The organism is Amycolatopsis keratiniphila (genome assembly GCF_000400635.2).
In the GTDB taxonomy this organism is placed as follows: Bacteria; Actinomycetota; Actinomycetes; order Mycobacteriales; family Pseudonocardiaceae; genus Amycolatopsis; species Amycolatopsis keratiniphila.
The window spans coordinates 1,893,483-1,914,218 of the sequence record NC_021252.1; the positions used below are offsets into that span (position 1 = coordinate 1,893,483).

Genomic DNA, 20,736 nt, shown 5'->3' on the forward strand with positions numbered 1-20,736 from the left:
TGCGACATCGAAAAGCGCTGTGACATTCAAAAGCAAAGTGTCAGTTAATCCGGCGTGTACCGTCTGTTGGCCCGCTGGTCTTTACCGTCTTCAGTCAGGTGGCATGCCGTGCGCGCTGTCGGGGCGCGTTTGCCTCCTACCGGCCCGGCCTGGCGAGTAACCCCCCCTAGCTCGCCAGGCCCGGGCCTTCTTCTTTCGGCGAGGGGCGTTCGGCCGGCAGCAGCAGCGTGAACGTCGTCGGCGCCGGGCTGGTCAGGCGCAGCCGCCCGCCTTCCGCCTCGGCGAGGCTCCGCGCCAGCCGCAGCCCGATCCCATTGCCTTCGTGGTCCTCGGTCCGGTCGACGGTCGCGAACGGATCGCGCCCGTCCTCGATGGCGCCCTCGTCGCTCACGTCGATGGCCAGCGCGTCCCCGGCGTCGCGCGCGAGGACGGACACCGTGCCGCGCCCGTGGGTCGCCGCGTTGTCCAGCAGTACGGCGAGCACCTGCCGCACCGCCGCGTCCGCCGCCCGCGCCGGCAGCGCGTCACGGCCGCTGATCCGCAGCGCGCGGCCGCGTCCGGCGAGCAGGCCGTGCCAGGTCTGCCGGACCTCTTCGAAGAGTTTGCCCAGGTCGAGCAAGGCTCGCGGAGCCCTCGTCTGCTTGGCCAGCGCGAGGAGGTCGTCGATGGTGCGTTCTAGCCGGTCGGCCGAGGCGATGCCGTCCCGGATCGTCGCGTAGGGGTCGCGATCAGGGCTTTCCAGCGCCGCCTCCAGTTGCAGGCGCAGCCCGGTCAGCGGCGTCCGCAGCTGGTGTGAGGCGTCGGAGGAGAAGGTCCGCTCGCGGTCCAGCGTCTCGCCGATCCGCTCGGAGGTGGCGTCGAGCGCTTCGGCGACCTGATCGATCTCGCGGACCCCGGTCCGGCGGGTGCGGACGGTGAAGTCGCCCTCGCCGAGCCGTTCGGCGGTGGCGGCCAGATCCTCCAGCGGCCGCGCCAGCCGGGTGGCGATCCGGCGCCCGATCAGCCAGCTCGCGCCGATCGCGATCCCGCCGAGCGCGATCATCTTCAGCCAGGTCAGGCGGATCTTGGCGTCCAGTTCCGACCGGGGATGGGCGGCGCGGACCACCCCGACCAGTGACGGTCCGCTGAGCACCGGGACGGCCAGCACGACCTCGTCGTCGCGGATGCCGGTCGCCATGTCGGTGTAGTGCGCTTCGCGGACGAAGCGGTCTTCGCTGGCCGGACCGTTGCCCGCCAGGAGCCTGCCGGTCGGCGTGTAGACCGCGACCCTGATCCCCCGGATCCGGCCTTCCTCCGCTTTGACCGGTCTCAGTTCCGGGATCCGGCCGTTCGCCAGATCGCCGGTGACGCCGAGGACGACGGTGTCGGCGACCCGTTCGAGGTCGTGGGTGGAGTTGCCCTCGTGGAACTTGGCGACCGCGACCGCCAGCGGCGCCCCGAACAGGGTGATCGCCAGCACCGCGGCCAGCACGGTGAGGGTGACGATCCGGCGGCGCACGCTCAGAGTGTGGCCGAAGAGCGAGAGGATCACCCACCCGACGCGATATTTTGCCGTCCGTTGACCTGAGATCAAGGCGATGTTGACCCCTTTCGCTTTACCTTGGGGCCATGCGCCGACGTGCCGCCGTCATGGCAGGCCCGGGGCCCGGATCCGTCCCCCTCGTCCGGTTCGCCGTCCCGGGCGAGTGTGTGGCCGTGCTGCCCGCAGGAGGTGGCGAGGCCCCCATCGGCGCTCCCGGGGCAGGCGTGCTGCTCCGGCGAGGGAACCTCTTCGATCACCTCACCGTCGGGCGGAACGTCGTGCTGGCGGGCAGGCTCGCCGGCCGCCGCTCTCTCCGCTCCGCCGACGACCTGCTCGAACTGGTCGGGCTGCCCGGGCGGGGCGACGACTACCCGGACACGCTGTCGGCGCTGGAAGGCGCGCGGGCCGGAGTCGCCGTCGCGCTGGCCGGGGCGCCCGAGGTGCTCCTCGCCGACGAACCCGCCGGCGAACTCGACGGGCTCGCCGCACTCGAACTCATGGATCTGCTGTGCGCCGTCGCGGCCCGCGGGACGGCCGTCGTCGTGGCGACCCGTGACCCCGAGATCGCGGCGGCCGCGCAGCGGATCGTGAGAGTGGCGTGACGCCGCCACTCGTCCGCGCCGACGAGCTGGCACACACCTATGGTTCCGGGCTGACCGCCGTGGTCGCGGTGCACGGCGTCACCTGCGTGATCGCCGAGGAGACCCGCGCGGTGGTGACCGGCAGGGCGGGCGCCGGGAAGACCACGCTGCTGCATCTGCTCGCCGGGATGAAGAAACCGACGGCCGGCACCGTCGACTGGCCCGCCTTCGAGCCGTCACCGCCCGGCCCCGACCTGATCGGGCTGGTGCTGCAGGACGGCGGGCTGCTGCGCGACCTCGACGTCCGGCTCAACGTCGCCCTGCCGCTCGTGCTCGCCGGGCGGACCGGCACGGCGGTCCGTGACGCCGTCGACGGCGCGCTGGAACTCGTGGGCCTCGACGGCTTCGCCAAGAAGGCGCCCCGCGACCTGACCGGCGAGCAGATCCGGCTCGCCATCCTGGCCAGGGCACTCGCGCCCGCCCCGAAACTGATCCTCGCCGACGACCCGGCGGGCTGGCTCGACCAGCGCGAGGGCGAGCGGCTCCTCGGCAGGCTCGTGCGCGCCGCCGACCAGCTGGCCGCCGGACTGCTGGTGGCCACGGCCGAACCTGCCCCGACCGGGCTCTTCGGCGAACATTGGGCCATGGTCGACGGGAAGCTGGTGCTGGACCGGTGATCGCGGCGATGGCGTTGTGGGTCGGCGGGATAGCGCGCGTGCGCCCTGCCAGGCTCGGCGTGCCCGCCGCCGGGGTCGCGATCGTGACCACGCTGCTCGCCGTGCACGACTGGACCTGGACTCCGGCGCCGCGCTGGATACCCGCGATGGTGCTCGTGGTGCTGCTGTCCACCCCCTCGGCGAGGGTGCTGCGGGCGGATCAGGACCTGCTGCGCGCCCGCGGCGCCACCGGCAGGCAAGTGATCGGACTGGCCGCCGCCGAAGCCGCGGCGGCCGGGTTCGCCGGTGGTGTGGTCGGGGTGACCGTGTCACTGGCCTGTGGCTTTTCGGCGGGCACGGGCGTAGCCGTCGCCCGGGAAATCGTTCTCTTGCTGCTCGCCGGAGTGCTCGTCGCGGCACTCGCCATCCTGCCCCCGGTGCTGCGCGAGTGGTATTTCGTCCCGGCCGACGGCGGGCCGCCCTGGTGGTCGCCCTACGGCCTCGACTTCATCCTGCTCGCGCTCGCCTTCGTCTGGCCGCTGTTCGGCTGGGCGGGCGGCACGATGCTGCTGTGGCGGCTGGTGGAATTGGGGCTGCGGAAGGGGAAGCGGGCGATCGGCGGGATACTCCGGCCGCTCGTCTCGGGGCTCGCGGGGGTGATCGCGCTGTCCATTTCGTGGCGGAGCGCGCTACTGGCGCGGTCGGTGGTGCTGGTCGCGCTGGCGGTGGCGTTCGCCATCGCGACCGCCCTCACCAGGGACGGCTGCGGCGAGGCCGAGGTGGACCTGATCGCGTCCCTGATCCTCGCGGCCGCCGCGGCCGGGCCGTCGTTCGGGGCGGCGCTCAACGAACGTCGCCGCGACCTGCTGATCGTGAGCACGCTCGGCGGGAAAAGGCGGCAGGTGGCGGCGTTCATCGCGGGCGACGCGCTGGTGGTCGGCGGCGGTGGCCTGATCGCGGGGCATCTGCTGGGCGTGCTGTTCGTCTTGGTCTCGAAGGTGGAAAGGGTGCCTTCGCCGCACGGCTACTTCGGACTGCTGGCGCTCGTGGTGATCGTGTCGTGCGTGGCGGCGTCGGCCCGGATCGCGCAGCTCGCCGCCCGCGACGAGGTCTCCGACCTGCGTGACTACTGACTCTCGAAGGGCTGTTCGAGGCGGTAGCCGTGGCCGCGCAGGGTCGAAATCCTCGGCGCCTGCTCGGGCGTGGGCGCCGACTCGGTCAGTTTCCGGCGCAGCGCCGCGATGTGGACGTCGAGCGTCTTCGTGGAGCCGTACCAATGCGCGTCCCACACCTCGGACATCAGGGTGTCGCGGCTGACCGCGACGCCCGGCTGTTCGGCCAGCCGGGCGAGCAGGTCGAACTCCTTGGCCCGCAACGCGATCTCCTTGCCGCCGACGCTGACGCGGCGGCCGGCGGTGTCCACCCGCAGATAGCCGATGGCGATCGCGGGCCTGCTTTCCGGCGGCGCCGTCCCGCGCCGCAGATGCGCCCGCACCCTGGCGAGCAGTTCGCCGAGCCGGATGGGTTTGGTGAGGTAGTCGTCGGCGCCTGCCTCCAGGCCCACGACGACGTCCATCTCCTCCTGCCGCGCGGTCAGGATGACCAGGACGGCGCCGGGCAGCTCCGCCCGCAGCCGACGGCAGACCTCGACCCCGTCCAGATCCGGCAGGCCGAGGTCGAGCAGGACGAAGTCGATGTCGCCGTCCGCCGCGGCCGCGAGCGCGGTGCGGCCGTCGCGTTGCCAGGAGACCTCGTAGCCGTGCAGACGGAGGGTCGATTCGAGGACGCCGCCGATCGCGTCGTCGTCTTCCACCACCAGCAGTTTCGGCATGCGGGGGAGCTTAACCGTTGAACACTGTTCTTTTCGGCTGAGACGTTAGGAACACCACGCCTTCCGTAACGGGGCGCTAACGTTTCCTTCGATATGTCCATAAAGGACAGAGCGCGGCGGCCGCGAGGCACAGCCAGGCGAACACGTCACCGACACGGGCGTACACGGTCTGTGTTCTCGGCTGCACCGGCAGATCCGCGACGAGCGTCTGCTGATCGGTGCGGTAGTAGTCGGCGTGCCCGAGCACCCGGCCCTGATCGTCCACGGCTGTGGAATTCCCGTGGGTGGAGTGCCGGAAGAGCGAATATCCGTTCTCCACCGCGCGGAAGACGGCCTTTTCCGCGTGCAGCGAGCCGAATCCCGGCCAGTCGTTGGCGGGGACGAGCATCAGCGAGATCCCCTTGTCCGCGGCTTGGCGCATCAGACCGGGGAAATCCGCGTCATAGCAGATGACCGACGCGATCCGTCCGTACGGCGAATCAGCGGTGGGGACGATGCCCGGGCCGGGGGTCATCGGCTCCATCGGCGTCGGATGCGTCTTGTCGTAGGTCCACAGCACCTCGCCGGACGGCCCGACGAGCACGGCCACGTTGCGGATGAACGGAGCCTGCGCGGTGTAGAGCGAGTACGCGAGTCCGACGTGGATCCCCGCTTGCTTCGCTTCGGTGCCGACGCGGGCGAGCAGCGCCGCTTGGTCGCGCTCCAGCACACTGGCGTGGGTTTCCGGCCAGAGCACGATCTTCGCCCCCGCCGACGCCTGCTGCCGGGTCCTCGTCACGAGATCTTCGGTGACCGGCGCGAACGCGGCGCCGACCGCGGCCGGGTCGGCGGCCACGACTTCTTCGGCACGCCAGTACTTCACACCGATCCGCTCCAGCGCGTCGGAACTCGATCGGTCCGCCTCGGCCGACGGGCTGATCCCCGCGACCCGCACCGTCTTCGTCGTGGGCGCGTCGAACAGCAACCGCGCGCCACCGGCGGCGAACACCACGCCGAGCAGGCAAAGGTGCACGACGACCGTGCGGTTGACCGGCCGCCACCCTTCCGTCCAAACGGTGTTCGCCACCGACGCGAACCACGCCAGGACGAAGGTGAGGCCGTACACGCCGGTCACGGAGGCCGTTTGGAGCAGCGGCAGGTTCGTGGACTGGGTGCTGCCGAGCGCGCCGAAGTCCCCGAATCCGGTGATCACTGTGAAGAGGTACTCACCCGCGACGAGCGTCACCGGGAACACCAGCGTCCTCAACGGGCCGGCGCGGTCGGCGAGCAGACGGTCGGCCAGGAACGCCGTCGTCTGCAGCACGGCGAGCAAGGTGAAGACGAGCAGCGCGGAGAGCACGAACAGCAGACCGGTGACACCGAGCCAGAACACCTGCCCGATCAGCAGGGACAGGCCCACCATCGGGATCGCGCGGCGCGTGGGCACCAGCCGGGCGTAGCGGAGGAGGAAGACCGGGAAAACCCAGGCCGCGAGCGGAACGTTCCAGTCGGTGTGGACGGCGAGCAGGAGCAACGCTGTGCCCAGCCACCAGAGCAGCCGTGGTTTCATGCCGCGAACGGTAGGAGACCACGGCCGCCCGGACAGCGGACCTTGGGCAGCGAGCGACCCTTACTTTCGTCAGGAAACGTGGTCGCGGTAGGCCTGTATGGTCTCCGCCAGCACCTCGCCACCGGGGCGGCGCCAGAGGTCGGCGTCGAACACCTCGACCTCGATCGGACCGGTGTACCCGGCGGCCTCGACACAGGCCTTCAAGTGCCGGTGATCGATCGGGCCGTCGCCGGGCAGCGCCCGGCCGAGCAGGGTGTCGGTCAGGGGAACCTTCTGGTCGCAGACGTGGAATCCGGCGATCCGGCCCGTCGCCGCGGCGATCGACTCCTCGATCCGCGGGTCCCACCACACGTGGAACTCGTCGACGATCACGCCGACCTGATCGGCCGGATGCTCCAGCGCGATGGTCAGTGCCTCGTCCACAGTGGACAGAACCGAACGCTCGGCACACTGCATGGGATGCAACGGTTCCAGGCCGAGCCGGACCCCGCGCTCACCGGCGTACGGCGCCAGCTCGCCGACCGCGTCCGCGACGCGCTGCCGAGACGACTTCAGGCTGCCGTTCACCCCGCCGACGACCAGGACGAGGACGTCCGCGCCCAGCGCCGCGGCTTCGTCGATCGCCTGCCTGGTCTGCGCGACACCGTCCACAGGAGACCCTTCCGGGGTGACCCCGGTGAAGAAACCGCCACGGCACAACGACGACACGCCGACGTCGTACTCCTTGAGCAGCCGGGCGGCTTCCTCGACGCCGGTCTCGGCGACCTTGTCCCGCCACAGGCCGATCCAGCGCACGCCCGCCTCGGCGCAGCCCGCGACGGCCTCCGGCAGCGACCAGGCCTTGGTGGTGATCTGGTTCAGGCTCAACCGGTCCATCAGGCCACCCCCGCCGCGGCCAGCAGCGGCCGCATCCGCGCGACGGCCAGCTCCGGGTCGGTGAGCGCGCCCGCGGCGTCGGCCAGGCGCAGCAGTTCGGCCAGATGCGTGATGGAGCGGGCCGACTCGCGGCCGGCGACCATGCGGAAGTGGTCCTGGTGCCCGTTGAGGTAGGCGAGGAAGACGACGCCGGTCTTGTAGTTCCTCGTGGGGGCGCGGAAAATGGCCCGGCTCAGCGCCACCGTCGGGTCGAGCAGGCCGTGGAAACCGGCCGCGTCACCCTCGTCGAGGCGGGCGAGCGCGGCACCGGCGACCTGCGCGACGGCGTCGAAGATGCCCAGAAGCGCTTCGCTGTGGCCCTGGTCGTCTCCGGCGATGAGCTCCGGGTAGTTGAAGTCGTCGCCGGTGTAGCACTTGACGCCTTCGGGCAGCGCGCGGCGGCATGCGGTCTCGATCGACGCGTCGAGCACCGAAACCTTGACCCCGGCGATCACGCCGGCGTGCTCGGCGCAGAGCCTGCCCAGTTCCTCGGCCGCCTTGCGGACGTCGCCGTGGCCCCAGTAGCCCGCCAGTGCCGGGTCGAACTGCTCGCCCAGCCAGTGCAGCAGGACCGGACGGTCGGCCCCGGAGAGCAGTTTCCCGTACGCGGCATGGTAATCCGCGGGCCCGGAAGCCGAGGCGGCGAGCGCGCGGCTGGCCATCACGACCGGGATCGCGCCCGCCTCGCCGACCAGATCCAGCTGCTCGCGCCAGGCGTCCACAATGGACCCTGCGGTGGCTTCGCCGTCGGGGAGCTGATCGGTGCCGACACCCGCCACCCACGGCCGTCCGGCGGCGAGTGCCCCGGTGCGGCGGATCAGGTCCTTGGTGGTGGCCCAGTCCAGGCCCATCCCGCGCTGCGCGGTGTCCATGGCTTCGGCGACGCCGAGACCGCAGGACCACAGGTGCTCGCGGAAGGCGAGCGTGGTGTCCCAGTCCAGCACCGCGCCTTCTTCGGGGTCGGCGGGGGCGAACGGGTCGGCGACCACGTGCGCGGCCGCGTAGGCGATCCGGGAGGTCGGCGGCGTCGCCGGTTTCGCGGGCGTTTCCGCCCCTCGCGGCGTCCACTCCGCCAAGCCGCCGTCGGCGGTGGGAAGGGCGATCAAGGTCATCGGGTCTCCGTGGCGCGGGTGTGAGAAAGCGCTTTCTCGGACCACGTTAAGTCACCCCGCGGGCCGCACACAAGGGTTTCAGCGACCGGGGGCCGCGGTGCTGCGGCGCAGGACGACTTCGCCGGACATCTTCACCACGCGCGGCCGGGTGCCGGGGGAGGCCTTGAGTGCCAGGTCCATGGCCCGTTCGCCCAGCTTCTCCAGTGGCAGCGCGACCGTGGTCAGCGCGGGGGTGAGATCGCGCACTACCGGGATGTCGTCGAAACCGGCGATCGACATCTCGCCGGGCACGGAGACACCGGCGTCGCGCAAGGCCGACATCGCGCCGATCGCCATCACGTCGGTCACCGCGAACACGCACGTCGGCCATTGCTTGCGCGGCCGGGCGAGGACCTTTTCCATCGCCTCGTAGCCGCCGTCACGGGTGAACGCCGCCTCGAAGACGTCGTCCTCGGCCAGTTCGACGCCGTGCTCCAGCAGTTCCGCGGCGAATCCGTCGAGGCGGTCGACGACGGTGGTCAGGCTCTTCGGCCCGGCGAGCACGGCGAACCGGCGGTGTCCCAAGTCCAGCAGGGCCTTCGCCAGTTCGGCGCCGCCACCCCGGTTGTCGGGCTGGACGGTGTCCACTTTGAGCCCGCGGTGCCTGCTGACCGCGGCGACGTGCCCGCCGCCGCGCCGGTACGGCTCGAGTTCGGCGGCCATCGCCTTTTCCCAGGCCTTGTCCTCGAACGCGGAACCGATCAGCAGAATCGCCGACGCGCGCTGGGCACGCAGCGTCGAAACGTAGGCGACCTCCTTGGCCGGATCGCGGAACGTGCTCGCAAGCATCACCAGAAGATCGTTCTCACTCGCCGCGCGCATGATCCCGCCCGCGATCGCGGCGAAATACGGGTCGCCGACGTCGTGGCAGATCACTCCGACGGTCGGCTGTGAGCCACCGGCCAACGCCTGAGCGTGAGCGTTGGGGGTATACGAGAGCTCGGCCGCCGCGGCGATCACTCGTTCGCGGAGATCTCCCCGGACGGTGGCGGTGCCGTTGAGTACGCGGGACGCGGTCGCGAGCGACACGTCCGCGGTGCGCGCCACATCTTCCAGCGTCACGTGGGGGCGGGCCTTCATCGATCCTCCAAGCTGGCGTTTGGGGCATAGTGGCGGACATGCTCGGCCTTTATCCGGAAATCGAACCTTACGTCCAAGGGATGTTGCCCGTCGGTGACGGCAACGAGATCTATTGGGAGGAATGCGGCGATCCCGAGGGCAAGCCGGTGATTTTCCTGCACGGCGGCCCCGGGGGCGGTTCGGGTCCGAGACATCGCAGACTGTTCGATCCGGACCGGTACCGCATCGTCCTTTTCGATCAGCGCGGCTGCGGGCGCAGCACGCCGAACTGCGCCACCCCGGAGGCGGACCTCTCCGTCAACACGACGTGGCACCTGGTCGCCGACATCGAGCGCTTGCGCGAGCATCTGGACATCGAACACTGGATGGTCTTCGGCGGCTCCTGGGGGAGCGTGCTCGGGCTGACCTACGCGGAAACCCACCCGGGACGCGTCACGGAACTCGTCCTCCGCGGCGTGGCCACCTTGCGGGTGAAGGAACTGCAATGGCTCTACGGCGGGGGAGCGGCGTTCCTCTTCCCCGAGGCGTGGTCGCGGTTCCTGGCCCCGGTGCCGTACTCGCGCCGCCAGGAGAACCTGATCGAGGTCTATCACGAACTGCTGAGCCATCCGGATCCCGCCGTGCACGGTCCCGCCGCGATCGCGTGGAGCCGCTGGGAGGGGGAGACGGTGAAACTGCGTCCCCAGGACGAGGTGATCGACGCGTTCAGCGATCCCGCGTTCGCCCTCGCGATCGCGAGGATCGAGAACCACTACTTCCGGCACGGCGGCTGGCTGGCCGAAGATCAGCTGCTCCGCGACGCCGGGAAGCTCCGGGACATCCCGTGCGTTCTGGTCCAGGGACGCTACGACGTGGTCACCCCGGCCATCACCGCGTGGGAGCTCAGCCAGGTGCTGCCCTCCGCCGAACTGGTGATGGTCGGCGACTCGGGTCACGCGTTCGACGAACCCGGCACCCTGCACGAGTTGATCAGCGCGACCGACCGGTTCGCGTCAGACTGGGTGGGCGCCGGTACACGCCAGGACGAGAGGAACACAGACATGCTTTTCGGTGACGAGCACGTCCGTCGCTACGAAGAGACCGACGGCGAGGTGGGCCACGACTGGGAGAAGGGCGCGCCTTGCCTCATCCTCACCACCAAGGGCCGCAAGACCGGCGAGGACCGCAAGTTCGCGCTGATCTACCAGTTCGACGAGCAGAACAACCCGGTGATCGTGGCCTCGAAGGGCGGCGCGCCGGAGGACCCGGGCTGGTACAAGAACCTGCAGGCCAACCCCGAGGTCAAGGCCCAGGTCAAGGCGGACAAGTTCACCGCGCGCGCCCGGACCCTCGAAGGCGAGGAGCGCGCGAAGCTGTGGGACAAGCTCGCCGCCGTGTGGCCGGACTACAACGAGTACGCGAAGAAGACCGACCGCGAGATCCCCGTGGTGGTGCTCGAGCGCGTGTGATCCGCGCCGCGTTCGCGCGTGGTTTCAGCCGAACCAGGGCGGGTTCGGCTACGAATTACGTCCATGGTGCTGAGACCCCGTGAACGCTGGACCGCGCTGAGCCCCGCTTCGGGGGACTTGCTGACGTTCCGCCAGATGATCGCCTTCGGCCGGCGCTTCGCCCGCGCCGGCCGGGGCGCCTGGTTCGCCTTCGCGATCAACGTCGTGTGGCCGTTCCTGGTGCTGTTCACCCGGTTCCGGGTGCGCGGCGGGGAGCACCTGCCCTCGTCCGGTGGCTTCCTGGTCGCGTCGAACCACCTCTCGTTCGCCGACCCGACGACGGTGACGGCGTACTGCCTCGCCCATGGGCGCGTGCCGCGCTACCTGGCGAAGGCGAGCCTGTGGGACGCGCCCGTCATCGGTTCGGTGATGCGCTCCGGCAAGCACATCCCGGTCTACCGCGGGGCCGCCACCGCGTCGGACGCGTACCGCGACGCCGTCAGCGCCGTCCGTGAGGGTGAATGCGTCGTCATCTTCCCGGAAGCCACCTTCACCGATCACCCGGACGGGTGGCCCATGCGCGGCAAGACCGGAATCGCGCGGATCGCGCTGGAGACCGGTGTCCCGGTGATCCCGCTGGCGAACTGGGGCACGCACCACCTGCTGCCGTCGGACGCCGTGCTCCCGCGCGCCTTCCCGCGCAAGACGGTGAACCTGGTCGCCGGCCCGCCGGTGGACCTCTCGGACCTCATGACGCCCTCGCCGTCCCGTGAGGTGCTGGAGGAGGCGACCAAGCGGATCATGACCGCGGTGACCGACCTGCTGATCGAGATCCGCGGCTCGCGTCCCGAGTAGGCAGTCTCACCCTTCGGACCGTCTCGGTGAGGGGTAGGTTTCGAGGTATGAGTGCACACTATGACGTCGTTGTCCTGGGGGCCGGGGTCGGCGGTTACGTGGCGGCGATCCGGGCGTCGCAGCTGGGGCTGAGCGCGGCGGTCGTGGAGGAGAAGTACTGGGGCGGTGTCTGCCTCAACGTCGGCTGTATCCCGTCGAAGGCACTGCTGCGCAACGCCGAACTCGCGCACATCGTGACCAAGGAGGCGAAGTCCTTCGGGATCCAGGTCGAAGGGAAGGTCAGCTTCGACTACCAGGCCGCCTTCGACCGCAGCCGCAAGGTCGCGGACGGTCGCGTCAAGGGCGTGCACTTCCTGATGAAGAAGAACAAGATCACCGAATACGACGGGCACGGCACCTTCCTCGACGCCAACACCATCGAGGTCAACGGCGAGCGGATCACCTTCGACCACTGCGTGATCGCCACCGGCGCGACCGCGCGCCTGCTGCCGGGCACCACGCGCAGCGACCGCGTGGTCACCTACGAACAGCAGATCATGGAAAACGAGCTGCCGGAGAGCATCGTCATCGCCGGCGCGGGCGCGATCGGCGTCGAATTCGCCTATGTGCTGCACAACTACGGCGTGAAGGTGACCATCGTCGAATACCTCGACCGGATGGTCCCGCTCGAAGACGCCGAGGTCTCCGCGGAACTCGCGCGCCGCTACCGGAAGCTCGGCATCGAGGTGCTGACCTCGACCAAGGTCGAGTCCATCGACGACACCGGCTCCAGCGTGCGCGTGACGGTGTCGAAGAACGGCGAGCAGCGTGTCCTGGAAGCGGACAAGGTGTTGCAGGCCATCGGTTTCCAGCCCCGGGTCGAGGGATACGGCCTGGACAAGACCGGCGTGGAACTGACCGACCGCGGCGCCATCGCCGTCGACGCGCGGGGCCGCACCAACGTCCCGCACATCTTCGCGATCGGCGACGTCACCGCGAAACTGATGCTCGCGCACGCGTCGGAATCCATGGGCGTCGTCGCCGCCGAAACCATCGCGGGCGCCGAGACCATGGAACTCGACTTCGTCATGATCCCGCGCGCGACCTACTGCCAGCCGCAGATCGCCAGCTTCGGCTGGACCGAAGAACAGGCCCGCGAAAAGGGCTTCGACGTCCAGGTGGCGAAGTTCCCCTTCACCGCCAACGGAAAGGCGCACGGCCTCGGCGAGGCCGTCGGCTTCGTGAAGATCCTGAGCGACGCGACGCACGGCGAGCTTCTGGGCGCGCACCTGATCGGCCCGGAGGTCACCGAACTGCTGCCGGAGCTGACTTTGGCGCAGCAGTGGGACCTCACGGTGCACGAAATCTCGCGGAACGTGCACGCTCACCCGACGCTGGGGGAAGCGGTCAAGGAAGCCGTGCACGGTCTCGCGGGCCACATGATCAACATGTAAGGGGCTCGTGAGTGGTAAGGACGGTTAGAAGCGTCCTTACCACTCACGAGCTGGTTCTGGCTGTAGCGATTCGTGCGGCTAGTTCCTCGGCCTTACGCTCCTCGAAACCCACCCAGTACTTGAGTTCGTGGTGGTGCCACCGGTCCACCTCGGACACCTCGCGATACATCCGCGCGTTCGCCCGGTGAAACGTCAGCCATTCCGACATATCCGCCTCCGGCCGAGGGCGCCGGCTCGCCGCGTCGGTGTGTGCGTCACGCAGAGTCTGCGGCTCGGTCTTCATCGACCCCTCCCTCTCGATGTCGTCAGTTTTCGGCAACGGCGGGGACGTGACCACCTCACGGCGGGACATCTTGGGACGTCCTTGGTACGGTCGAAGACGTCCCTACAAGTCCCTGGAGCGCGGATGCCGAACGAACGCCTTCGGGACGCCTTGCTGCGTAATGGCTTCTCGTTGGAGCAGGTGGCCGACGCCATCGGGGTCGATCAGAAGACCGTGGAACGGTGGATCACCAAGGGGCGGACGCCGTACCCGAAGCACCGGCACAAGATCGCTGCCATGGCGCGCGAGTCCGAGACCTACCTGTGGCCGGACTCGGTGGCCCCGGAGCGCAAGGCGGAGATGGCCGCCGCCGAGGTCGTGCAGGTGTTCCCGCACCGCAATGTCATGCCGGCCGAGCTGTGGGACCGGCTGATCAAGGAAGCGTCGGAGACCGTTGAGGTTCTGGTCCACGCCGGGCTGTTCCTGGTGGAACGCCCGCGGTTCGTCAAGGACCTGACCGCCAAAGCCACTGCGGGCGCGCGTGTCCGCCTGCTCTTCGGTGACCCCTCCAGCGACAGCATTGCTCTGCGCGGAGAGGAGGAGCAGCTAGGCGACGGGACGCTCGCGGCGCGCATCCGCAACGCGCTGGCGTTCTACCGGCCACTGGTCGGGGTAGACGGGGTGGAGATGCGCTTCCACGACACCACGCTCTACAACTCGATCTTCCGCTTCGACGACGAAATGATCGTCAACACGCACGTCTACGGCTTTCAAGGAGCCCACGCCCCATCCCTGCACCTCCGCCGGCTGTCCGCCGGGGACCTCTTCGAGACGTACTCGGAGAGCTTCGAAGCCGTCTGGAATCTCGCCAAGCCCGCCACCTTCTAGGAGGCCACCCATGGCACGCGTCGACTACTACAACGACCCGAACGCCCCCAAGGCGAACAGCATCGCGGTTGCGGTGTCCGCGTTCATCCAGGACGACGAGGGCCGGATTCTCATGATCCGGCGGACGGACAACGACCTGTACTCGATCCCTGGTGGGCAGCTCGAACTCGGCGAGACTCTGGCTCAGGCCGCTGTGCGGGAGGTTCGTGAGGAGACCGGGATTGAGTGCGAGGTGACTGGCGTCATTGGGCTGTACTCGAACCCCAACCACGTCATCGCGTACGACGATGGGGAGGTTCGGCAGGAGTTCTCGATTTGTTTTCGAGCTAAGGCAACTGGAGGTGTCGAACGTGTCAGCAGTGAAAGTAAGGTTGTTGGCTGGGTTGAAGTTGATCGCCTTGCCTCTCTGCGGATACATGATTCAATACGGCTGCGCATCAAGCATGCCTTGGAAACAGGAAAGGCTCCCTATTTTACCTGATTCCGAGGTGGTATTCCGGAGTGGTTGACATTTGATGGACAGGTCAGTGCTTGATCTTCGATAGTCGGGAAATAAAGTATAAGTCTGAAGTTTCAATCTCGCTTTTATCGTCGAAGTATTTGTAGAGCTGGGTTAGTGACGTTGCAGCAGCCGCTACCCCGGTAGCTAACACTAGTGGCACTGCCTGAATCGCTCCCACTGTTGTCACCAGGGTGCCCAATGCTGCCGCTGAGGCCAACTTTTTCCCAAAGGCGCGTTGCTTGCTCTTCATTCGCGCTTCCATAGCTGCAATTTCTGGTTCAATGTATTCTCGAACGACGGCTGCGGCGATCGTGCTTGGTGAGTCCATTTCTCGTTTCGAGACCATCTCGCGAATCGCGGCTGAGATCGCCTGCTGGAATCGTACTAAATGATCCCTTTCCTCTTGCTTGATTCGAATTAGATCTTCTAGTGGTAGGCCGCTGAGCTGTGGTATGCGGAGTTCGAGTGCGACGTCGTCAGCAGATGCTTTACCTCTGCTGGAGTCGGTTGCCATCCACTTTACTTGGTAGGCGTCTAGCAGGGGCACTTTGTAATGTTGTGCGGTCGAAAGGTCATATATCGTCGGGCGGCTCATTCCGTAGAATAGATCCCAAGCGACCTTTTTTTCGGGTAGGGCGACGGCTATAGGGTCGGCGTCGAGACCAAGTTCCACCTATCAAATTCGGGTGCGTAACATTCGAGGTCCAGTTTCCTGTGCGATCTCGAATGGTAATGAATTTAGCTTCGTTCAAGAGTTGTTCGACGATCTTCTCGGACTGCTCTTCGCTTTCTAGCGCGGATATCCTTGCTCTTTTTGCCCAATTGTGGAAGCAGGTATCGCAGTAGGCTTCAATCTTCGGTGCGTAGGTGACCGTGTCGGCTGCGCCAATCTTATTGATATAGTTGATAAACTCGACCTGGCCTTTGAGGTTCCATAAGGTCTTCTCGCGGATGTTCAGGTTCTTGTGTTGCAGGCCTGATGCTACCTCTGTAACGGAAGGCCCGCTTACTATTGCTCGATCGAAAAAGTGCACCGTTCGGGCAAGTAGCATGGAAAGTTCCGTAGAGAGACATTTTGCGCATGAATGGTGGTATGCGCCCGAGAGATCGAGAGATCTTCCGGCGAGAACGCTGTACGCGGGGAGCTTGGTGGCGTGTTCTTCAAGGTTTCGCGAACTCTTCTCTGTTGCTAACGAGAAAAGTCTCTTGATTGCGGTTGGCGACTTGGCAGCTTTCTTGAATTCGCCATTGGAGCTCACGTCGAATTCTTTAATCCAGGTTTGAAGCCAGAACTCGTTAGCATCGCTCATTATGGTCCTCGAACTTCTTCTTTCTGTTGTTCAGGTCGCTGTCGAACTTGGCTCTATGGGATCAAGGTGCGCCGTCGGCGGCGCGCTGGTCACCTTGCGTCCGCGTCTCGCCTGCGGGCGCACCTTGCCCGACACGGCCGGCTGCCGCTCCGCTCCGCCCACCGGCCGGGCGGTGCGCCCGCTGAAGCCGTGGGCAAATGTTGCCGCCGCCAGCGGCGCGCAGGTACGCCAAAGAGCACGTCGGCCTCCTCGCTGAGACATTCGTGCCCGCAATGTCGCAGACGGACCAACGGCTGTTACGCGGAGCCATCGCCCCGATGCCAGATCGTCACAACGGCCGTCACGACGCGTCAAGGCGGGAAAGCGTGCCTTGACCCGACGAGACGGCCGCGTGGATGGCTTCGTATCGGGGAGATGGGGGAGGAGTGGTCAGGCCGTCTCCAGGCCGTCATACGTCGGGTAGGGGCGAGAACACGCGAGAAGTGTCCAGCCCTGTCCGCGCAGGTCAACGGCCAGAAGCGGCGATCATGCCGAGGTCAGCGAGGCCCCGGCATCAAAAGATCAACATGTAGAACCTTGTGAGTGTTTCGGGTCGCTCTAACGACCCGAAACACTCACGACCGCCGGTACCGCCCGGCGGGTTCGCGTGATCCGGTGGACGACACGCGTGGCTGGATGGACGACACGTGCGCGCCGGGCGCGAATCGTCCGTTCAAGCACGTGTGTCGTCTCTCTTGCCACGTGTGTCGTCCGTCCAGTCACGCGAGACGGCCACCCGTGCAAAGCCCGTAGCCGCCAGGGGGCAGGTCGGTCGGGTGGGTCGTGAGTGGCGATCAGGGTTAGAACCCGAATCGCCACTCACGACCAGCGGGACCCAACGGCCACCCGCAGCCCGGTTCCCGCAAGCAAGCGCAGGCGGGCTAGAGCGTGTGCATGGCGATCAGTTGCCCGATGGCCCGGATGTTCGAACCCCGGAACTCAAGCCGTACGTTCCCCAGCCCGCTGAACCACAGGTCCAGTTCCGCGTCGAGGTCGAAGGTGCCCGCGGTTTCGATCGAGAAGGCCTGGATCCTGTTGTACGGCAGCGAGGTGAAGTCCTTCTTCTTGCCCGTCATGCCCTGCACGTTCACCGCGATCAGCCGCTTGTTCGTGAACACCACGAAGTCGCGCACCGCCTTGAACGACGAGATGATCTCCTCGCCGGGGATGATGATCGGCTGCACCGTCGGCGCGATGTCCTTCGGCTTGCACGGCGTGAGCTTGAAGACGGTGTCCTTGGAGAAGTCAATCATGTACTCCAACATACGGACGAAAACAACCGGACGACCGCGACACCGGGACCCGTCCCCGGCGGGATCTCGCATAATGCCGGGGATCAGGAGGAGGGACGATGAAGCGGCTCACGACGACGCACGAGAGCCTGGCGCTCGGCGTGCCCCGATCGGCGCCCGGAGCGGTGTTCGCGCTCACGCTCGCGGGTGGCGTGTCCGTCGATCCCGGCGAGGGCGGCGAGATCTCCTTCGGGCGTAACCGGCCGCAGGTCGACGTCTGTGTGGGGGAGAACGACCTGCAGGTCAGCCGCAAGCACGGGCTGCTGAACTTCACCGACGGGCGATGGTGGGTCAGCAACACCGGCCAGTTGCCCATCCGCCTGCCGAATTCCCGCTGGCTTTCCCGCGGCGAGGAGCCGATTCCCCTGTCGGACGGGTACACGCCGCTGTTCGTCCGCGGTTCGGGCAGGCGGGAGCACCTGCTCGAGTTGTACGTCGCGGGTCCCGAGGGCGGGCATCCCGCCACCCGGCACGACGACGTCACCGTGCCGCCCCGCCGCTGGCGCCTCAGCGCGGAGGAACGCCTGGTCCTGGTCGTCTTCGGGCAGCGCTACCTCCTGCACGACCTCAATCCGCAGCCGTTGTCCCGCCAGCAGACGGCCGAGGTGCTCTCCGAACTCAGGCCCGGCGAGACGTGGACCGCCCGCCGGGTCGAGCACGTCGTCATCGACGTGCGCGGGCGCTTGTCCGCCGGCGGCGTTTTCGGGCTGAGGCGCGAGGAGGTCGGCGAGCCGGTCGGCAACGCGTTGAACGACAACCTGTTGCGAGAACTGGTGTTGTCCACGACGCTCGTCCCGCCGGACCTCGCCCTGCTCGAAGCGCTCGACTGAGTGTCCATAGAGGACGGTCAGCGCACGCCCTCCATCGCCGCCTTCGCGACGTCGCTGTCCTCGTCGGCCTTGGTGGCCACCTTGACCAGTGCCGCCGTGGCCTGATCCCGGCTTTCTTCGGCCTTCACGCGTCCCGCCGAGGCCGCGTTCACGCCGAAGAAGGCGCCCACCACGGTGCCGATCACCGTCCCCGCCGCGGTGATCACCGCCGTCACGTCCGACGTGTTCGGATACCGCCACACCGCCGCGACCGCGATCACCGCGAGCGCGCTGAGGCCCGCCAGCACCGTCATGAAACCGTAGTTCCTGCTCATGGCCCGCTCCCTTCAGGCTCTTTGCGCCCATGCTTCGCCCGAACGGTGCCCATCGTTACGGCAAAAGGCCGGACCGTTACCCGCCGATGCCGAAACGTATGTCGTGCCCGGAATCCGGCACTACGAATTCCAGTAGCCGCGCGCCCTCTTCGGCGATCGAATCCTGATCTCGCAAGGGTTCCCGCGATTCGATCGTCAGCGTCGCCCCTTTGATCGCCCAGATGGCCAGGAATTCACCGTCGACGAGCAGCGTGCCCCTTCGTCCGCCGTTACCCGGTGGCAGCGGCACGCGGCGGCCGTCGGGGATCACCCGCGCGCGGTCGGCGTGGGAGAGCAGGACGTTGTCGTACTCGGGAAGGAACCGCGGTGGCGCCGGGGTTTCCGGATCGGGGCGCGGTGCGTCGGGAAGGTCGAACAGTTCCTTGCCCTCGACGTCGGTGAAGGTGATCAGCTGTGGCCGCAGCCGTTCGAAGACCTCCTTCAACCGGGTGAGTCCCGACCAGAGCTGCGCGTCGCGGACGGTCGCCGGGCCGAACGCCCCGAGATAGCGCAGCACCAGGTCGTCGAGGGAGATCCCGGCCGTGATCGGTTCACCGACCCAGTCTTCGAGCAGGGCGAACGCGGCCGGGCCGGTCTGTCCCCACAGGCCACGCGGAGTCACGTGCGCGAGAGGGAGCAGGCTGTTGACCGCGTAGCCGAGTGTCGGCTGGTCCGCGTCGGGCCATCGGGGCGCCAGCGCGGTCCGGAGCTCGGCGCGGGTGCGTGGCCGTTCGGCGAGCAGGGACCGCCCCGCTTCGGCGATCGCGGCGAGGTCCAGCCCGGCGACCTCCCGCGAATAATGGCCGAGGAAACCGCGCTCGACCACCGGTGCGAGGGTGGGCCACAGCGCGAGACCGTCGGCGGCCGTGACCAGGTGCACCGTGCCGCGCATCAAGGTCATCCGGACGACTTCGCGGGCGGCCAGCGGCTTCGCCAGCTCGTCCACCTGGAAATCGCGAAGCCGCGACCACAGCCCGACATACGACGAGTCGGGGGCCTGCGCCTGAAGGCCTGCCAGCCGCTCGATCGCGGTGACGGCGGGAAGATCGGCGCGATCCAGCAGGAGCTGCCTGGCCAGGGTCGCGCGGTTGAGGGCCCGGGGGCTGAGCTGATCCATTCGTCAGACGCACTTTCGCAGGAAGGAACGGAGGTCTTCGGCGAACAGACCGGGGACCTCCATCGCCGGGAAGTGGCCGCCGGTGTCGTACTCGGACCAGTGTGCCACCGGACCGTCCTGAAGGCTCCGGATCGTGGTGTCCCCGGCGAAGACGGCGATCCCGAGCGGCGGGCCGGCGGGCGCCTCGCCGCCGCCGTCCCAGCCGCCTTGCGCCATCTGACGGTAGACCTCCATGCCTTCGTACACGGCGTGTGCGGAGGAAGCGCCGGCGCCGGTGAACCAGTACAGGCTGACCGCGGTCAGCAGGTGGTCGCGATCGACGGCGTCGTCCGGCAGTTCCTTGGCCGGATCGGTCCACTCGGCGAACTTCTCCACGATCCACGCGAGCTGGCCGGTGGGGGAGTCGTTCAGCGCGTAGGCCAGCGTCTGCGGCCGGGTCGCCTGCAGGTGCAGGTAGCCGAGACCGTCGGCCTGGAACCGGTTGAAGCGTTCGCCGCGCTCGCGGTCCTTCTCGTCGAGGCCGTCGAGGTCGACCGCCGGGCCGAACGGCATACCCGCGCTGGTCCCGGTGAGGTGCGTGCCGACCACCCGGTGCGCGGCGATCATCGACAGGATGTTCGCGACCCCGGCGCCCGCGTCGGTGCCGTGGACGCCGAAGCGCTCGTAGCCGAGGCGGTCCATCAGCGTGATCCACGCCTGGGCGACGCGGAACAGGTTGCCCCAGCCAGGTCCGTTCACCGGGCTCGAGAACCCGTAACCGGGCAGCGACGGGATGACGAGGTGGAACTCGCCGCTGAGCTCCTCGACGACCCGCCGGAATTCGAACGGCGAGCTCGGCCAGCCGTGTGTGAGGACCACCGGCAGCGCGTCCGGGGCGGTCGACCGGATGTGCAGGAAGTGGATGGTCTGGCCGTCGATCTCGGTGGTGAACTGCGGGAACTCGTTCAGTTCCGCTTCCTGGGCGCGCCAGTCGAAGCCGTCGGCCCAGTACTCGGCCAGTCCCTTGAGGTAGGCGACGGGAACGCCTCGGCTCCAGTCGCCGGTGACCTCGCGGGGCCAGCGGGTGCGGCTCAGGCGCTCCTTGAGGTCGTCGAGTTCGGCCTGGTCGATGGCGATGCGGAAGGGCTTGATCTCGGTCATGGG

The 20,736-nt window shown here is 67.9% G+C and carries 22 protein-coding genes and 1 pseudogene; 10 read left to right on the forward strand and 13 right to left on the reverse strand.

The window, feature by feature from the left end; translation table 11 throughout:
- Nucleotides 1-166: 166 nt before the first annotated feature.
- Entirely contained in the window at nt 167-1,531 is a 1,365-nt protein-coding gene (locus AORI_RS49855) for a sensor histidine kinase (protein ID WP_016332164.1), read from the reverse strand.
- 77 nt (nt 1,532-1,608) lie between these two features.
- Between AORI_RS49855 and AORI_RS49860 the strand changes: the two genes are divergently transcribed.
- The 3 genes from AORI_RS49860 to AORI_RS49870 are packed head-to-tail and all read left to right on the forward strand — an operon-like array spanning nt 1,609 to nt 3,892.
- The gene (locus AORI_RS49860) at nt 1,609-2,124 is read left to right on the forward strand and encodes a P-loop NTPase family protein (protein WP_228688324.1); all 516 of its coding nucleotides are present in this window, start codon (nt 1,609-1,611) and stop codon (nt 2,122-2,124) included.
- A complete protein-coding gene (locus tag AORI_RS49865) occupies nt 2,121-2,780 on the forward strand; it encodes an ATP-binding cassette domain-containing protein (protein ID WP_016332166.1) in 660 nt (219 codons plus the stop codon). Before AORI_RS49860 ends, AORI_RS49865 begins: the two co-directional genes overlap by 4 nt.
- Nucleotides 2,777-3,892 (forward strand): FtsX-like permease family protein, encoded by a 1,116-nt coding sequence (locus AORI_RS49870; RefSeq protein ID WP_016332167.1) that lies wholly within the window; start codon nt 2,777-2,779, stop codon nt 3,890-3,892. Before AORI_RS49865 ends, AORI_RS49870 begins: the two co-directional genes overlap by 4 nt.
- Here the strand turns inward: AORI_RS49870 and AORI_RS49875 are convergent.
- The 5 genes from AORI_RS49875 to AORI_RS49895 all read right to left on the reverse strand — a co-directional run bounded on the left by AORI_RS49875 (nt 3,886) and on the right by AORI_RS49895 (nt 9,285).
- Complete coding sequence (locus tag AORI_RS49875; protein WP_016332168.1) at nt 3,886-4,590, reverse strand: response regulator transcription factor; 705 nt, start codon at nt 4,588-4,590, stop codon at nt 3,886-3,888. The two genes, AORI_RS49870 and AORI_RS49875, sit on opposite strands and share 7 nt — an antisense overlap.
- A 76-nt stretch (nt 4,591-4,666) precedes the next feature.
- Nucleotides 4,667-6,139, reverse strand: coding sequence for an apolipoprotein N-acyltransferase (locus tag AORI_RS49880; RefSeq protein WP_016332169.1), 1,473 nt, complete (start codon nt 6,137-6,139; stop codon nt 4,667-4,669).
- 69 nt (nt 6,140-6,208) lie between these two features.
- The gene (locus AORI_RS49885; RefSeq protein WP_016332170.1) at nt 6,209-7,015 is read right to left on the reverse strand and encodes a sugar phosphate isomerase/epimerase family protein; all 807 of its coding nucleotides are present in this window, start codon (nt 7,013-7,015) and stop codon (nt 6,209-6,211) included.
- The gene (locus AORI_RS49890) at nt 7,015-8,166 is read right to left on the reverse strand and encodes a dihydrodipicolinate synthase family protein (RefSeq protein WP_016332171.1); all 1,152 of its coding nucleotides are present in this window, start codon (nt 8,164-8,166) and stop codon (nt 7,015-7,017) included. The genes AORI_RS49885 and AORI_RS49890 overlap by 1 nt, the downstream gene beginning before the upstream one ends.
- Nucleotides 8,167-8,244: 78 nt before the next feature.
- On the reverse strand, nt 8,245-9,285 hold the full coding sequence (locus tag AORI_RS49895; RefSeq protein ID WP_016332172.1) for a LacI family DNA-binding transcriptional regulator: 1,041 nt from the start codon (nt 9,283-9,285) through the stop codon (nt 8,245-8,247).
- Nucleotides 9,286-9,323: 38 nt separating this feature from the next.
- Here AORI_RS49895 and pip point away from each other — a divergent pair.
- The 4 genes and pseudogenes from pip to lpdA all read left to right on the forward strand — a co-directional run.
- Nucleotides 9,324-10,262, forward strand: a pseudogene (gene pip, locus AORI_RS49900) (prolyl aminopeptidase); the annotation flags it as partial.
- 63 nt (nt 10,263-10,325) lie between these two features.
- Nucleotides 10,326-10,733: a nitroreductase family deazaflavin-dependent oxidoreductase gene (locus tag AORI_RS84820; RefSeq protein ID WP_435818375.1), complete on the forward strand. Its 408-nt coding sequence runs from the start codon at nt 10,326-10,328 to the stop codon at nt 10,731-10,733.
- A 63-nt stretch (nt 10,734-10,796) separates the two neighbouring features.
- A complete protein-coding gene (locus tag AORI_RS49905) occupies nt 10,797-11,567 on the forward strand; it encodes a lysophospholipid acyltransferase family protein (protein WP_016332174.1) in 771 nt (256 codons plus the stop codon).
- A 47-nt stretch (nt 11,568-11,614) separates the two neighbouring features.
- Nucleotides 11,615-13,000 (forward strand): dihydrolipoyl dehydrogenase, encoded by a 1,386-nt coding sequence (lpdA, locus tag AORI_RS49910; protein ID WP_016332175.1) that lies wholly within the window; start codon nt 11,615-11,617, stop codon nt 12,998-13,000.
- Between the two features lie 43 nt (nt 13,001-13,043).
- Here lpdA and AORI_RS49915 read toward each other — a convergent pair whose 3' ends face one another.
- Nucleotides 13,044-13,283: an AMED_5909 family protein gene (locus AORI_RS49915; protein ID WP_043848633.1), complete on the reverse strand. Its 240-nt coding sequence runs from the start codon at nt 13,281-13,283 to the stop codon at nt 13,044-13,046.
- Between the two features lie 123 nt (nt 13,284-13,406).
- Between AORI_RS49915 and AORI_RS49920 the strand changes: the two genes are divergently transcribed.
- The gene (locus AORI_RS49920; protein WP_016332177.1) at nt 13,407-14,150 is read left to right on the forward strand and encodes a DUF5919 domain-containing protein; all 744 of its coding nucleotides are present in this window, start codon (nt 13,407-13,409) and stop codon (nt 14,148-14,150) included.
- A gap of 10 nt (nt 14,151-14,160) precedes the next feature.
- Nucleotides 14,161-14,631 (forward strand): NUDIX hydrolase, encoded by a 471-nt coding sequence (locus tag AORI_RS49925; protein ID WP_016332178.1) that lies wholly within the window; start codon nt 14,161-14,163, stop codon nt 14,629-14,631.
- Nucleotides 14,632-14,674: 43 nt separating this feature from the next.
- Here AORI_RS49925 and AORI_RS83245 read toward each other — a convergent pair whose 3' ends face one another.
- The 3 genes from AORI_RS83245 to AORI_RS49930 all read right to left on the reverse strand — a co-directional run bounded on the left by AORI_RS83245 (nt 14,675) and on the right by AORI_RS49930 (nt 17,254).
- A complete protein-coding gene (locus AORI_RS83245) occupies nt 14,675-15,166 on the reverse strand; it encodes a hypothetical protein (protein ID WP_158509120.1) in 492 nt (163 codons plus the stop codon).
- A 58-nt stretch (nt 15,167-15,224) separates the two neighbouring features.
- A complete protein-coding gene (locus AORI_RS83250; RefSeq protein WP_123798329.1) occupies nt 15,225-15,962 on the reverse strand; it encodes a hypothetical protein in 738 nt (245 codons plus the stop codon).
- 920 nt (nt 15,963-16,882) lie between these two features.
- Entirely contained in the window at nt 16,883-17,254 is a 372-nt protein-coding gene (locus tag AORI_RS49930) for a PH domain-containing protein (RefSeq protein ID WP_043848634.1), read from the reverse strand.
- Between the two features lie 98 nt (nt 17,255-17,352).
- On the opposite strand from AORI_RS49930, the gene AORI_RS49935 reads away from it, so the two are divergent.
- Nucleotides 17,353-18,123: an FHA domain-containing protein gene (locus tag AORI_RS49935; RefSeq protein ID WP_016332180.1), complete on the forward strand. Its 771-nt coding sequence runs from the start codon at nt 17,353-17,355 to the stop codon at nt 18,121-18,123.
- Nucleotides 18,124-18,140: 17 nt separating this feature from the next.
- Here AORI_RS49935 and AORI_RS49940 read toward each other — a convergent pair whose 3' ends face one another.
- From AORI_RS49940 to AORI_RS49950, 3 genes are all read right to left on the reverse strand, one after another.
- Nucleotides 18,141-18,437 (reverse strand): hypothetical protein, encoded by a 297-nt coding sequence (locus AORI_RS49940; RefSeq protein WP_016332181.1) that lies wholly within the window; start codon nt 18,435-18,437, stop codon nt 18,141-18,143.
- Nucleotides 18,438-18,513: 76 nt separating this feature from the next.
- Nucleotides 18,514-19,593 (reverse strand): winged helix DNA-binding domain-containing protein, encoded by a 1,080-nt coding sequence (locus AORI_RS49945; RefSeq protein WP_016332182.1) that lies wholly within the window; start codon nt 19,591-19,593, stop codon nt 18,514-18,516.
- Between the two features lie 3 nt (nt 19,594-19,596).
- Nucleotides 19,597-20,733, reverse strand: coding sequence for an epoxide hydrolase family protein (locus AORI_RS49950; RefSeq protein ID WP_016332183.1), 1,137 nt, complete (start codon nt 20,731-20,733; stop codon nt 19,597-19,599).
- Nucleotides 20,734-20,736 lie beyond the last annotated feature (3 nt).